At 35.2% G+C, this 15755-nt stretch carries 11 protein-coding genes; 6 read left to right on the top strand and 5 right to left on the bottom strand.

The window, feature by feature from the left end; genetic code table 11:
• Positions 1-132: 132 nt before the first annotated feature.
• The 6 genes from SJY30_RS08275 (at position 133) to SJY30_RS08300 (ending at position 8880) form a co-directional block, all read left to right on the top strand.
• Positions 133-357, top strand: a complete 225-nt coding sequence (locus SJY30_RS08275; RefSeq protein ID WP_027064442.1) for a DUF2795 domain-containing protein — start codon at positions 133-135, stop codon at positions 355-357.
• A 216-nt stretch (positions 358-573) separates the two neighbouring features.
• Positions 574-3933, top strand: coding sequence for a preprotein translocase subunit SecA (gene secA, locus SJY30_RS08280; protein ID WP_396635083.1), 3360 nt, complete (start codon positions 574-576; stop codon positions 3931-3933).
• A 312-nt stretch (positions 3934-4245) separates the two neighbouring features.
• A complete protein-coding gene (locus tag SJY30_RS08285) occupies positions 4246-5466 on the top strand; it encodes a sensor histidine kinase (RefSeq protein WP_396635084.1) in 1221 nt (406 codons plus the stop codon).
• 177 nt (positions 5467-5643) lie between these two features.
• A complete protein-coding gene (locus SJY30_RS08290; RefSeq protein ID WP_396635085.1) occupies positions 5644-6093 on the top strand; it encodes a DUF4375 domain-containing protein in 450 nt (149 codons plus the stop codon).
• Between the two features lie 250 nt (positions 6094-6343).
• On the top strand, positions 6344-6907 hold the full coding sequence (locus SJY30_RS08295; protein ID WP_396635086.1) for a hypothetical protein: 564 nt from the start codon (positions 6344-6346) through the stop codon (positions 6905-6907).
• A gap of 419 nt (positions 6908-7326) precedes the next feature.
• Positions 7327-8880 carry an amidohydrolase family protein gene (locus SJY30_RS08300; RefSeq protein WP_396635316.1) on the top strand — a complete coding sequence of 518 codons (1554 nt, stop codon included), beginning with the start codon at positions 7327-7329 and terminating at the stop codon, positions 8878-8880.
• 174 nt (positions 8881-9054) lie between these two features.
• Here SJY30_RS08300 and SJY30_RS08305 read toward each other — a convergent pair whose 3' ends face one another.
• The 5 genes from SJY30_RS08305 to SJY30_RS08325 form a co-directional block, all read right to left on the bottom strand.
• Positions 9055-9312 (bottom strand): hypothetical protein, encoded by a 258-nt coding sequence (locus SJY30_RS08305; protein WP_396635087.1) that lies wholly within the window; start codon positions 9310-9312, stop codon positions 9055-9057.
• Positions 9313-9586: 274 nt separating this feature from the next.
• Positions 9587-10942 (bottom strand): DEAD/DEAH box helicase, encoded by a 1356-nt coding sequence (locus SJY30_RS08310; RefSeq protein WP_396635088.1) that lies wholly within the window; start codon positions 10940-10942, stop codon positions 9587-9589.
• A gap of 128 nt (positions 10943-11070) precedes the next feature.
• The gene (locus SJY30_RS08315) at positions 11071-11289 is read right to left on the bottom strand and encodes a PLDc N-terminal domain-containing protein (RefSeq protein ID WP_396635089.1); all 219 of its coding nucleotides are present in this window, start codon (positions 11287-11289) and stop codon (positions 11071-11073) included.
• A 204-nt stretch (positions 11290-11493) separates the two neighbouring features.
• Positions 11494-13149 carry an amidohydrolase gene (locus tag SJY30_RS08320; protein WP_396635090.1) on the bottom strand — a complete coding sequence of 552 codons (1656 nt, stop codon included), beginning with the start codon at positions 13147-13149 and terminating at the stop codon, positions 11494-11496.
• A 62-nt stretch (positions 13150-13211) separates the two neighbouring features.
• Entirely contained in the window at positions 13212-15713 is a 2502-nt protein-coding gene (locus SJY30_RS08325; RefSeq protein WP_396635317.1) for an ABC transporter permease, read from the bottom strand.
• Positions 15714-15755 lie beyond the last annotated feature (42 nt).

Consider the following 15755-nt stretch of genomic DNA (forward strand, 5'->3'; position numbering starts at 1 on the left):
AAATCCGTAATTTATTCGTTATCAATTAATAAATGCAGAAAAAGATAATGATAAGCTGAAATTTATTACTATTTATTTTACTGTTTCAATTTAAAAATTACTTTTGCAAAAAATTAAAATCAAAAAATTACTATGTATTGGACATTAGAATTAGCATCTTATTTAAGTGATGCACCTTGGCCGGCAAGTAAAGATGAGTTAATAGATTACTCCATCAGAACTGGAGCCCCCCTTGAAGTTGTAGAAAATTTACAATCTATGGAAGAAGAAGGTGGCGAAATATATGAATCTATCGAAGAGATCTGGCCTGACTATCCAACGGAAGAAGACTACCTCTGGAACGAGGACGAATATTAATATTCGATATCATAATAACTACTAAAAAGTCTCCTCGGAGGCTTTTTTTTTATGTAATTTTGACAGGTTCTTAGGTAATTTGGTCGAAAAATCAAGACTGGAATACCTTTTGCTCTTTAACAGCTTCGATTACAATTGTCGATTATAAAATATTTTGAAAGCTATTCTAGCTAGTTTATTGGTCAGAAAAGCTTCAATTCTAATAGATTAAAATATATGAGTTTCATTAATTCCATCCTAAAGGCATTCGTTGGTGATAAATCACAAAAAGATGTAAAGGAATTACAGCCTTTAGTAGACCAGATAAAGTCGTTCGAATCAAAATTAGAAAGTCTTAGTCATGACGAACTTAGACAGAAAACAATAGATTTCAAGAAGGCTATTCAAGAATCTATCAAAGAAAAAACCGATCAGATCAGTGCTTTGGAAGAAGAGGTAAAGAACTCTACCGACATTGATAAAAATGAAGACATTTATACAGAAATAGACAAGCTAAAAGAAGAAGCTTATACCATTTCTGAAGAGACTTTAAATAAGATATTACCTGAAGCTTTTGCCGTTGTAAAGGAAACTGCCAAGCGTTTCGCCAATAACGAAACCCTAGAGGTGACAGCATCAGAATATGACAGAACTTTGTCAGGTACTAAAGACTATGTTACTCTAGAAGGCACCAATGCAGTTTGGAAAAATTCTTGGGATGCTGCCGGTAAAGAAGTTACTTGGGACATGGTGCATTATGATGTACAGCTAATTGGTGGTATTGCCATGCACCAAGGTAAAATTGCAGAGATGCAAACGGGTGAAGGTAAAACCCTAGTTGCAACGCTACCCTTATACTTAAATGCTTTAAGTGGTAACGGTGCCCATTTGGTAACCGTAAATGATTACTTAGCAAAAAGAGATAGTGCTTGGATGGCACCTATATTTCAATTTCATGGACTTTCTGTAGATTGTATCGATTACCACAGACCAAATTCTGATGGTAGACGTGCAGCTTACAATGCAGATATAACCTACGGTACCAATAATGAATTCGGTTTTGATTACTTAAGGGATAATATGGCGCATACTCCAAAAGATTTGGTACAACGCCCACATAATTATGCCATGGTAGATGAGGTCGATTCTGTTTTAGTAGATGATGCCCGTACACCATTGATTATATCTGGTCCGGTACCAGAGGGTGACCGTCATGAATTCAATGAACTAAAACCAAAGGTAGACGAGATCGTTAGAAAGCAACGTCAGCATTTAACGGGAGTTTTGGCAGAGGCTAAAAAATTGATTGCGGAAGGTGACACTAAAGAAGGCGGATTCTTATTATTAAGAGTTTACCGTGGTCTACCAAAGAACAAGGCATTAATTAAATTCTTGAGTGAAGAGGGTGTTAAGCAATTACTTCAAAAAACTGAGAATTATTACATGCAAGACAACAACAGGGAAATGCCGGTTGTTGATGAAGATTTATTGTTTGTAATCGACGAGAAGAACAACCAAATAGAATTGACCGATAAAGGGGTTAATTATATTTCTGGCGAGCAGGATAAAGATTTCTTTGTGATGCCAGATATTGGTGGAGAGATTGCAAAAATTGAAAGTCAAAATCTTGAGATTGAAAAAGAGGCAGAATTAAAAGAAGAGCTTTTTAAAGATTTCACTATTAAGAGCGAACGTATACATACCATGAGCCAATTATTAAAGGCTTATACCCTATTCGAAAAAGATACCGAATATGTGGTAATGGATAATAAGGTAATGATCGTTGATGAACAGACCGGTCGTATTATGGACGGTCGTAGATATTCTGACGGATTACACCAAGCAATAGAAGCGAAAGAAAACGTAAAAATTGAAGCATTGACACAAACTTTTGCAACGGTTACTTTACAGAACTACTTTAGAATGTACAGTAAGCTTGCAGGTATGACAGGTACGGCGGTTACCGAAGCTGGTGAATTCTGGGAAATCTACAAGTTAGATGTAATGGAAATACCAACCAACAGACCTATTGCCAGAGAAGATAAAAATGACCTTATCTATAAGACAAAAAGAGAAAAATATAATGCCATAATTGAAGAAGTAACCAAAATAAGTAACGCAGGCAGACCTGTTCTTATTGGTACAACTTCTGTAGAGATATCAGAATTATTATCTAAATTATTGAGTGTTCGTAAAGTACCACATAATGTACTGAACGCTAAACTTCATAAGAAAGAGGCAGATGTAGTTGCAGAGGCAGGTAATGCCGGTGTAGTAACCATTGCAACCAACATGGCAGGTCGTGGTACGGATATTAAATTGTCTGACGCTGTTAAGAAGGCAGGCGGACTGGCGATTATTGGTACGGAAAGGCATGATTCTCGTCGTGTAGATAGACAGTTACGTGGTCGTTCAGGTCGTCAAGGAGATCCAGGAAGCTCTCAATTCTATGTTTCATTAGAAGATAACCTAATGCGTTTATTTGGATCGGACAGGGTTGCCAAGATGATGGATAAAATGGGCTTGGAAGATGGTGAAGTTATTCAGCATAGCATGATGACCAAATCTATTGAACGTGCTCAGAAAAAAGTGGAAGAAAACAACTTTGGTGTACGTAAGCGTTTATTGGAGTATGATGATGTTATGAACGCGCAACGTGAAGTTGTTTACAAAAGAAGACGCCACGCATTACAAGGAGAGCGTTTAAAGCTAGATATCGCTAATATGGTCTATGATACCTGTGAAGTTATCGTAGAAAGCAATAAAGCTGCTAGTGATTATAAGAATTTAGAATTTGAATTGATCAAGTACTTCTCTATTACAGCTCCGGTTGACGAGGCTGAATTTAACAAACTATCTGCTCAAGAAATTACAGGTAAAATTTACAAGGCTGCATACGAGCATTATAATGATAAGATGGAGCGTAATGCTGCAGCAGCTTTCCCGGTAATTAAAAAGGTACATGAAGATAATGCCAATAATTTTGAGCGTATTGTAGTTCCTTTTACTGATGGTATTAAAAGTTTGAATGTAGTTACCAACCTTCAAGAAGCTTATGATACCAATGGTAAGCAATTGATTACGGATTTTGAGAAAAACATCTCATTGGCTATTATAGATGATTCTTGGAAAACGCATTTACGTAAAATGGATGAGTTAAAGCAATCGGTTCAATTAGCGGTTCACGAACAAAAGGATCCTTTATTGATTTATAAGTTCGAAGCATTTGAACTTTTTAAATCCATGATAGAGAAAGTGAATAAAGATGTTGTTTCTTTCTTGTTCAAAGGAGAATTACCTTCTGAAAATGCCAGTGCTATTCAAGAGGAAAGAAATGTGCAACGTAAAGAGAATTTACAGACGACAAAAGAGGAAATTCCTAATAGTGATGAATTAGCGGCACGTAGTAGAGCGGTTAGTCAAAATCAGGCTGAACGTCCTGCAGTTACCGAAACTATTACTAGGGAACAACCAAAAATTGGAAGAAATGAGCGCGTTACCATTAAAAATGTAATGAGTGGCGAGAGTAAAACGGTAAAGTTCAAACAAGCAGAACCACTTTTACAAAATGGATCATGGGTTTTGACTCAAGATTAATTTAGATAACATATTAAGTTTAAAAAAGGCATCCAAATGGATGCCTTTTTTATGTACTGTTTATAACACGCTATAAATAAACGAAATAGAAATTAAGTTGCAGTTGAATATTTTTTCTTGATTTTGTATTGAAATGTACAATTAACAGTTCATTTCATATTTTTAACCATTATTTAGGCAAAAAATTATGTTTTTCAGAAAAATAATAACCGTTTTTATCATACTAAAGTCGAAAATACTAGTATAATGATAAAAACATAATTAGATTTACATTACGTAATTCGTATGTTTTCTAGTACATAAATAATATCTATGCCCGGATTTACCATTGACAAAGAACGTCTACAGGATAAAACCAAACTATTTTTAAGGGTAAATTATACCACAAGCATCATCTCCATACTTTTTGGAGCTTTATGCTATTTCTTTTTGAACATAACACAAGTTATACCCTTTGCACTTGCTGGCTTTGCTATTTTAAACATTATCAATTTACTTTACTTCAGGTCTCATAAAAAAATAGTCCCAACCTTTAATTTTTCATCTATTATAGGTTTAATTACCGCTGTAGTAGTAACCGTATATAGTGGCGGTATTCATAGTCCGTTTATATTCATGATTCCGCTAGTTGCCTTTGGTGGGTTTGTAAACAGTACTAAGTATGGTAGGGTATATTTTAATATTATAACTATTCTTATTCTATTGGTTTTTACACAAAGTATACCTGAATTAACCATTACAGAAAATGTAATTCCAGAAGAATCAAGCTCGGTCTTTAGTTTGGTTTCCGTTTTATTCGCTGTATTTATTTTAGGAAACACCTTAGGCAAAACACTTCTAAAAACCTATAATGCCATGTACAGTTCTAAAAAGGCATTGGCAAATCAAGTACTCGAAAAAGAAAATCTTTTAAAAGAAGTACATCACAGAGTAAAAAACAATCTACAAACAGTTTCCAGTTTATTAAGCTTACAATCTAGAAATATAGAAACCGGACCAATGAAAGGTCTTTTAAAAGGCACTCAGAATAGGGTAATTGCCATGGCAATGGTTCATGAAATGTTGTACATGCGTAATGATATTAGCCATATTGAATACAAATCTTACGTGCTAGAATTAGGTGAATATTTAATTCGTTCTATAAAAGGAAATGATAATAATGTTGACTTAAAAATTGATATCCCAAATATAAAATTAGGTATAGATACGGCCATTCCGTTAGGACTTTTAATTAATGAAACTTTGACCAATGCCTTAAAGTATGGCATCGAAAGTGATAATGAAGGAGAAATCAGTATTAAGCTTAGACAAGATACCGAAAAAGAAAACTGTTATATTCTAGAAATTGGTGATAACGGTATAGGTTTCCCTGAAACTATCAATCATAAAACCACCAAGTCTTTAGGTTTAAAACTGATTCACAATCTTACACGTCAATTACGTGGAACTATAGAACGTGATAATTCTAAAAAAGGGACTAACTACATCATCAAGTTCCAAGAAATCAAGCAGCAACTATCACCAGTTGCTTAAAGCTCTATACGATATTTACCACTAACACCTAAAAGGTAGAACTTAGTCCTAAAATTTGTTTGATATGAAAAACCATCACTAATAAAAGATGATGATTTGTGTTAAATTGGTATGTATATAAGATAGATATAATAATTTGATATCTTATGCAGTTGTTACCTTGCATTTAATCAAAAAATGATACAAAAAGTCAAATATTCAATTTCCGATTTACAAAATTCCAGCGATGAAGAATTAATTTCCTTGGTTTACGATAAAGCAACGGAATTATATTTGGAAACTTTTGGAGAAAGTTTGGATAAAGCAGATTCTGCAATGAGTGATTTACTAGCGACTTGGGTTTTGGAATCGGAAGTTCACAACGGTGGATTTGACCAATTTTTTCATAATAATGGGCTTGAATACGGTTATAATGCTGCGAATGGACTTAGAAGAATTGCAGCAGATAATTATTTGTCGGTAAGTGAAAAAGCGATTGAGGTATTTAAAAAACAAAGTGAGGAATATCAAAAGAAAAGGAATCCGAACTTTAATCCTCTCGATGATGAGTTTTATGACCTAGAAGGACTTGAAAAGCGAAGAATTGAATACATACGTAGCAACTACGTAAAATTTGTTGTAGAATAAAAATGTATGTTAACTAAACGTAATACTGACCTTAGGGTAAAACCGAAAGATCCGTGTATACCTTCCTGCCGGCAGGCAGGTTTATAAAGCCTCTAATCTCGGTAGCTATCGTGAATGGATTTAGCTTTAAACAAGAAGAATTAAAACTTGATAATAAGCTTTATCTTCGTTCGCAGACAGAAACAAAAAATTTCCTTACTAGCTGACAAGAACTAGCTAAAACATTGTAAATCATTTAGAAAATTTAAATATGATTAAAAACATTTTCACTATTATTTTTATTATCACCTTTTCAACACAAGCTTTTTCTCAAAAATGTGAGAACTCTATTGACCCATTTACAAACGAACAAGTTATTTCATTTGATTTTAATCAAAAGTCGGTTTATTTTGAGATTAAAGAAAAAAAAATAGTCTTTGAGGTGATTTTCAGTTATTGGGGTGAAAGAGATTATGAATTTATGGAAAGAACAGAACTACTGTTTAAACTTGAAAATGGAACAAAACTGGAATTAAAAACAATTAGAAAATCTTCTCCAAAAATTGAAAATGTAACATCTTCAAGTGCGTCTGTTTTATTCCCCAGATTTGGAGCAGGTGGCACTTCTTCAACTACGGAAAATTTCACTAGTTATAGTTTCACTTTTACTCTAACTCCTGAGGAGATAATCAAATTGGCGGAATCACAAATTGAGATAATTAGAATTCCTGAAACCGATAATGAAGGATATGTTGACTTAGAAGCTAAAGGAAAAACAAAGAGGAAAGTAAAGGCAATCAATAAGGGAGCTATTTGTTTAAGCGAAAACTTATAATCCAATAAAACTTTTTTCAACAAAACATAAATTTAATACGGACTGTAGGGCAAAATTTAAAGTTCTGTGTATACTTGCCTGCCGGCAGGCAATAAGCTTTAGCTTAAATCTTCACATACATTTTAAAGAACCATAAGAATTAAGATTAATATCCCTCTTATAATTATAATATAAAGAATTGTTGATTTTTGTTATGATTATTATAGAAGTCTAAGAATTAACCTGATTTAATTATCTCAATAATAGCTTTTCATATTTCTGCTTACCCTCTCAATATTCACAGAATTAACCTTATTACATATCTAATGAATTAAAAGTTTGGTTTATAGTCACACATAATTTCTGAGGCTTTAGTTATATTTAAGGTAACTAACTCAAACAACCTCTTTATGTTCCGCAAATTACTACTTGCAACCGCAATGACCTTCGCTGTCTTGCTTTCCGTCAACGCCCAATCCTTAGAAGGCGATGGTCCACATTCGCAATTGATTATTCGAGGCGTTATGCTTATTAACGGCAACGGTGCACCACCACAAGGCCCTATAGACATAGTGGTAGAAAACAATATTATTAAAGACGTAAAAGTTGTTGGCTACCCTGGTGTAGCAATCGATGATTCTAAAAGACCCCAATTAAAAACGGGCGGTAAGGAACTTGATTGTACCGGCATGTATTTAATGCCCGGTTTTATTGATATGCACACACATATTGGCGGTGATGCCCAAGGTGCAGATCCAGATTATGTTTTTAAACTTTGGATGGCTCATGGTGTTACTACCGCGCGTGAAGTTGCCGGTAGAAGTATTGATGTCACCCTAGACTTAAAACGCAAAAGTGAAAAAAATGAAATTATAGCTCCGCGTATTATATCCTACACAGCCTTTGGGCAAACTAGTAAATCTTTTAATCCGTTAAATGATATTCCGATATCTACCCCTGAGCAAGCGAGGGAATGGGTACGTGCCAATGCAAAAAAAGGTGCTGATGGCATCAAGTTTTTTGGAGCAGAACCGGCAATTATGGCAGCGGCACTAGACGAGAACAAAAAATTAGGACTAGGATCTGCTTGCCACCATGCGCAAATGAGCGTTGCCCGTTGGAATGTTTTACATTCCGCCAGAGCAGGGTTAACCTCTATGGAGCATTGGTACGGACTTCCAGAAGCTTTGTTCGACGATAGAACGGTACAAGATTTTCCGTTAGACTATAATTACCAAAACGAACAAGATCGCTTTGAAAATGCAGGTAAATTATGGCAACAAGCCGCACCACCCTATTCTGAGCATTGGAACAATGTAATGAACGAACTATTGGAACTTGATTTCACCTTGGACCCAACTTTCAACATCTATGAGGCAAGTAGAGATTTACAGCGCGCAAGAAGAGCTGAATGGCATGAAGATTATACATTACCATCTTTATGGGAGTTTTATCAGCCTAGCAAAGTATCTCATGGATCGTACTGGCATGATTGGGGAACAGAACAAGAAGTTGCCTGGAGAAAAAATTATAAACTTTGGATGACCTTTATCAATGAATATAAAAACAGAGGTGGTAGAGTAACCACGGGATCAGATTCCGGATTCATTTTTCAGTTATATGGTTTCGCTTATATAAGAGAACTGGAATTAATGCGAGAAGCTGGATTTCACCCTTTAGAAATTATACAATCTGCAACGTTAAAAGGTGCAGAGGCATTAGGTATGGATGATAAATTAGGTTCGGTAACCATAGGCAAATTGGCAGACTTTGTCATTGTTGAGGAAAATCCGCTACAAAATTTCAAAGTATTATATGGTACGGGAGCTATAAAACTTACCGAGGACAATGAGGTGGTTCGGGTTGGTGGTGTAAAATACACCGTAAAGGACGGAATCATTTATGATTCCAAAGCACTACTGGCAGAAGTAAAGCGCCAAGTAGATGAAGCTAAAGCTAAAAGCAACTATACTATTAAGCAGCCTGGCTATTAAAAATTAAAATTTACGTTTGTTAACAGGTACTTTAATTGGACGTACTTTTTTTTCGTTTTTTGAAGTAAAAGCAATAGTTGCAATAACAATAAGTGCTGGTATTAAAATTGAAAGTATCATCATAATTTAAAATTTACAAGGTGCTTCATTGCACCTTTTAATATATGGCAAAGATTATGCCAACTTACCGTAATCCTTAGCTGTAATAAATGCTAATTCTTTATTAACCCTTGCATTTTTATATCTGTATAAACGCACTACTGACGTTTCATCAGTGATTTCAATCTTTTTTTCGTTGCTAGTATCGTTAGAGCTATCAGCCAAAACAACACCCACTTCATTAGTGTTAATTTTATCATCTGTTCGGGGAGTTTGTGCCAAAGCTAATGCTCCGGCGAAAATAACTGTCAGTAAGGTAAATAATGCTTTCATATTGTAATCATTGAACAATATAAAAGTAGTTTCAGGTCAAGGATAATGCCTCTTACCCTCGCCAAACTGCTATAATTTTCGGCTAGCGTATAAATCTATGATGAATAGACAAAAAGTGTCGACGAATGGTTTTTGGTCTAAAAACAACACACCGATTTGAAGTGTATTTAATCGATATTTTAAAGTAAGTGAAATTAACAACACCTCTATAATTATGCTCTAAAAGCTATTATAGAAGTGGAAAACAGAATTCATAATAAGGAAGTAAATATTCCTATTTTTTGTTTCTACCACGTTTACCATAGTTCTTATCTCCGCGGGTCTTTGGTTTGGAGTATTTCTTTTTAATAATGCGCTTATAAGAACCACCTTGATTTTCTTTCTTATTCTTATCGGATTTTTCATGAAAACTTGCTCCACGTTCCTCTTCATTTATATTAAGAGGGTTTTCACGCTCTCTATGCTTTGGTTGCTCATCAAAAGTAAGTTGAGTGGCAATTTCAACGCCGTCAGGCAAAGGTTGTAGATTTACCTTATGCGACATCAACTCTTCAATAGCGTCTTTTGCTTTTTCTTCTTTTGGCGTAAACATTAAAATTGAAGTACCTTCTTTCTCTGCCCTACCCGTTCTACCAATTCGGTGCATGTAATTTTCTGGGTATGTTGGCGTATCAAAATTAATTACGTGAGATATCTCTTGTAAATCCAATCCACGTGCCATAACATCAGTAGTTACCAAAATACGGTTCTTACCCTCGTCGAACTGATTTATGGAACGTAGTCTATAATTCTGCGTTTTGTTGGAGTGTATAATACAGATTTCTTCGCTAAAAAATTCTGCCAATTCTTTAAACAATAAATCGGCACTTCGCTTACTTGAAACAAATACCAAAACCTTATGGTAGGTTTCTTCATCTTGTAACAAGTTGACCAACAAATTTACTTTTGTATAAAAGTTAGGTGTAGCGTAGCCATATTGGGTAATATTCTCTAATGGAGTTCCACTAACGGCAATGGCAATTTTTTGAACGCCTGTAAAGAAATCGGTAATGAACAATTCAATATCATCGGTCATCGTGGCAGAAAACATAATATTCTGTCTCTTCTGTGGTAATAGTTCGAAAATATTTACAAGCTGAAACCTAAAGCCCAAATCAAGCATGACATCGACCTCATCAATTACAAGCTTCTTCACTTGTTTTAATTGAACTGCTTTGGTAAGAATTAAATCATACAATCTTGCAGGTGTTGCTACGAGAACATCCGTACCCAAGGCCAAAGCCTCTTTTTGACGCAACATACTCTTACCGCCAAATACACCAAGAATGCGAATACCTGCATATTTAGCTAACTTCTCCGCCTCTTCCACTACTTGTACTACCAACTCACGTGTAGGTACTAGAATAATAACCTTAGGGTGAATATCTTTAGAAAACTTCAGTGTATTTAAAATAGGAAGCAAATAAGCAAAAGTTTTACCCGTACCTGTCTGTGCAATACCAACAACATCACTACCACTCATTACAATAGGAAAAGCTTTTTCTTGAATGGGAGTAGTATTTTCAAAACCTAAATCATCAAGAGCTTTTTCTAAGTTTCTAGATATTTTTAAATCGGTAAACAACGGCATAACAATCACTTTTGTATTTCAAATGCAAAGCTATGTTGATTAGTTGACAAATTACGTATAGTGAGAGATTTATCGGTAATTAAGTCAAAAGTAACTATGAAAGCTGAAAATATTAAAGGAGTTTAAAGTTAGACTTTTAAAATACGTCTACTTTTTCCTGTGGATAAATAAAGAACCGAACCTAAAATGGGTAGAAATAGTACAATTAGCAACCATGTGATTTTACCGTCATTCTTAAATTCATGACGCGCAATATCAACTAAACAATACACCCAAACAAACAGCGCTGCAGTTAAAAAAGTTTGCCAAAAACCTAATGTAAATGAAAAATCTGCTGGTATATTCATGATTGCCTGATTTATAAAAATTACGTATTTCTTAAAGTTATAAAAATTAAAAACATATAAAATAGTATATTTTAAATAGTATTTTCTGGTGATAAATGTAAACACCTTTCAATTCTATTACCGATTATAACCAAAACAGTATCCTAATACTTAATCACAGTAAAAAAAACTAAAAATTCAAAAAGAATATAAAATAATTAACTACTAATAAGAAGTTACATTATTTACGAACATCCTCTTACCACCAACATAAGTCTCCAAAACTTTTACATCTTTAATAGTTTTAGGATCAATCTGAAAAAGATCATCATTCAAAATAACGAAGTCTGCCAACTTCCCTACTTCTAAAGTTCCCTTCATCTTTTCATCAAAAGAGCTATAAGCAGCATCTTTTGTATACGCAATTAATGCTTGCTCAACATTTATCTTTTGTTCAGGCACCCATCCATTAGGGTTTTCACCATCTAAAGTTCTTCTGGTAACAGCTGCATATATACCATACAAAGGGGAAGCTGGCGCCACTGGCCAATCACTACTGAACACCAAGGTGGTATTAGCGTCTAAAATAGATTTAAAAGCGTACGTGGTCTTTATACGGTTATGACCAATAAGTTCTTCTGCCCACCTACCATCATCAATAGCATGGTACGGTTGCATACTTGTAATAACGTCAAGTTTAGAAAATCTTTCAATGTCTTCAACAGCCAAGTGTTGGGCATGTTCAATTCTTAGTCGTCTGTCCCTTTTGCCATTTTTGACTAGGACACTATCAAAAAGATTTAATATGGTGCTGTTCGCCAAATCACCTATGGCGTGAACGGTAATCTGCAGTTGCTTTTTATCGGCGTTTAATATCCAATTTTTTAAACTATCCTTATCAACAATGAACAAACCCTTATCGGTAGGCTTATCTAAATACGGTTCTTTAAAGGCTGCAGTGTGCGAACCTAAAGATCCATCTACAAAACCTTTCATAAGTCCATTCTTTAACCATTTGGAGTCATTCTCATCTTTAGCTACTGTTTTCCAATACTTCAAGGGATCGGCAGTATATACTCTTACCTTGAGTTGGTTCTTGGAATTCATGTTTTCCAAAATCTCATTACCACCCAAACTATCTACATCATGTATCGTAGTTACCCCTTGAGAAACCAAATAATCTTGAGCAGCACCAATTGCCTTTTCCTTTTCTGCTTTTGTTAATTCTGAAATTTTATTAAGCACCAAGTACATGGCTTCACTTTTAAGAATACCGGTTGGCGTTCCATCAAGATTTTTAACAATTTCCCCATTTTCTACATCAGGACTATTTTCATCTATACCTGCAATTTTGAGAGCTGCAGAATTGGCTAAGATCATATGCCCGTCCATTCTATAAATAGCCAAAGGGTTATCACCCGTATATTCATCTATCCAATCTTTATTGGGTAATTCACCTCCCCACAAGGTATGATCCCAATTCCCCTCAACTATCCATTGACCCGGTTCAATTTCTTTAGTAAAGGCGGAAATTCTATCAATAAATTCTTGCTTTGTACTGGCGTCTCTTAATTGCACACTTAAAAGGCTATTACCGCCCATTAACAGGTGCACATGAGTATCAATAAACCCTGGTGTAATAAACTTTCCAGCTACATCTTTAACCTCAGTAGCTGAGCCTTTAAACTTTTCAATATCATCTAAAGAGCCAATAGCCAAAATAGTATCTGCCCTAATGACCATAGCCTCGGCTTTTGGAGCATCAGTATCTCCCGTCCAAATATTAGCATTGGTAATTATTAAATCTGCTTTTACATTATTGTTACTACAAGAGCAAACAAGTATAACATTAACCAACAAAAGGAATAGTTGCTTTTTCATGCTATTAAAGGTAGAAAAGTAAAAATGTATTTGTTCGCATTTCTGCTAACAATTATATATTATTAATTCCCTTCTTTTCGTAACACCTGCAGTGGCGGACTATTTAATACTCCTCTACTATTCATTAAACCGATTGCCAAGACTAGAAATGTAATACCCGGTAATACAACCAAAAATGGCACCCATGAAGGCACAAATGGCGTATCGAAAATAAAATATGCCAGTAAAAAGCTACTCACTAACGAAAGTAGTACTCCTACTCCGCTTCCTAAAACACCTAAGAATAGGTACTCTAGTGCATTAATTTTCAATATTTGTTTACTTTGGGCACCAAGTGTTCTTAGTAAAACACTTTCACGAATACGCTGGTATTTACTGTTTCGGACAGATCCAATCAAAACAATGATACCGGTAAGAATACTAAAGAAGGCCATAAAAGATATGACCCATGAAATTTTATCTAAAATATCCTCTACCAAGGTTACTACCTGTCTTAAATCTATGATAGAAACATTAGGGAATTTCTTTACCAACTCTCGCTGTAAACCTGCGGATGATTTTTTATCTGGGGCATTGGTAGTTACCACATGAAACTGTGGTGCATTCTCTAAAACTCCCTTTGGGAATACAATAGAGAAATTGAGCTGCATACGTGCCCAATCTACTTGGCGAATATTACCCACAACAGTAGTCATAAGTTTCCCTTGCACATTAAATACCAGTGTATCACCAATAGTGACTAAAGCATCATTTGCCACATTATCTGCCAATGAAATAGGAATTACCTTTGCATCAGGATCCACAGAAGGTATCCACTCCCCTTCCAATAATTTCTCAGAACCAATCATAGAATCCCTATAAGTAGTTCTAAACTCATGGTTTAAAATCCATTTGTTCATTCGGGTGGTGGTATCTAATCGTATATCATTTACATTCCTATCTTTAATACGTTCCATTCGCATGGTAACAATAGGAATATTATCTATTACAGGAAGCCCCTTGGGTGTTATGGTGTTCGCTACGGCATCACGCTGATCAGTTTGTACATCGAACAAAATTAAATTCGGACTTTCTGCACTTGCCTCAAAAGAGGTTTTGGCAAGTAGAAAATCTTTCGTAAAGTATAAAGTACTAATTAAAAATGTTCCAATACCAATGGCTAAAATCAACACTACGGTCTGATTATTTGGTCGGTATAAATTCAACAAACTTTGTCTTGCGGCAAAACTCCAAGATTTAGGAAAGTAGCGTTTTATCAATCGCATAAATAGAACCGACACTCCCGCCAAAATTGAAAATGTCACCAATATACCCGCAACAAAACTCAATGCAAACACCCATCTACCCAATAACCAAAAGGCGAATAAAAATATAAAAAGGACTACAGCAACGATTACCCAAATTTGGTAAGGTCTAGCTTTCTTACCAGTATCTTCTTGCACACGTAACACTTGTAATGGAGATACAAACCAAGTATGTATTAATGGTGATAAAGCAAATAATACGGACATACAAACACCAAGTAACAACCCAACGAATATGGCTTGAAATGAGGTAGATATCTCAACTTGAAAAGGTAAAAACTCTTGTAATATAAGTGGAAAGGTCTGTTGCAACAACAATCCTATAATAGTACCTATGAGTCCGCCCAACAATCCCATACCTGCAATTTGAATCAGGTATATTAAAAAGGTTTGTTTTCTTGTAGCACCCAAACATTTTAGCACTGCTACCGCTTTTAATTTCTCTTTAATATAAATATGTACAGAGCTGGCTATCCCAACGCAGCCTAAGAGAAGTGCTATAAATGCTACTAGGTTTAGAAAACGACCTACATTATCATACCTACGACCCAAGCGCTCGCTAGTATCTGTATGGGTATCCATATCTGCATTTTCAGCATCTAATAACGGATCAACATCTTTACTTAAAGCCTCTAAATCCGCTTTATCATTATTAAAGTAATAATTATACTTTAAACGACTACCACGTTGTAAGAGTCCGCTTTGTTCCATAAAACGAAAAGGGACTATGATGGGTGGCGCAGCAGTGGCACCAATGCCTGTACTTCCTGGAGCGGTAATTAATGAGCCAACAATAGGGAAAGTAACATTACCAAGTTTTACACTATCGCCAGGTTTTAAATTGTATTGCAACATTGCAGTAGCATCAACAAGCGCCCCACCTTTTTCCAAATATTCTTGTGCAGCCGTGAGCGGTTCTGTTTCTAAAGCTCCATAAAAAGGAAAAGCGCCCTCAATGGCACGCACCTGAACCAATTTTGTTGTCAGACTTTTAGGGAAAGCCGCCATGGAAGCAAAATTGACTTCTCGTGCATTATATCCACCTAAAGAATCCATCAATTCCATTACTTTTGCATTTGCCGGCTGATTGCTATCGATAAGAAAATCTGCACCCATAAGTGCTTTAGACTGTAGACCAATATTATCTTTTAGGTTATCACTAAAAGATTGAATTGACACCACAGCGGCAATACCAAGAATTATGGAAGCCATGAATAATAGCAAACGTTTACCGCTAGCTTTTCCATCGCGCCAAGCCATTTTTAATAACCAATTGAATGGTGCCTTTGATGTTCTATATGT

It is taken from the genome of Maribacter sp. R86514 (genome assembly GCF_044597005.1).
Taxonomy (GTDB): Bacteria; Bacteroidota; Bacteroidia; order Flavobacteriales; family Flavobacteriaceae; genus Maribacter.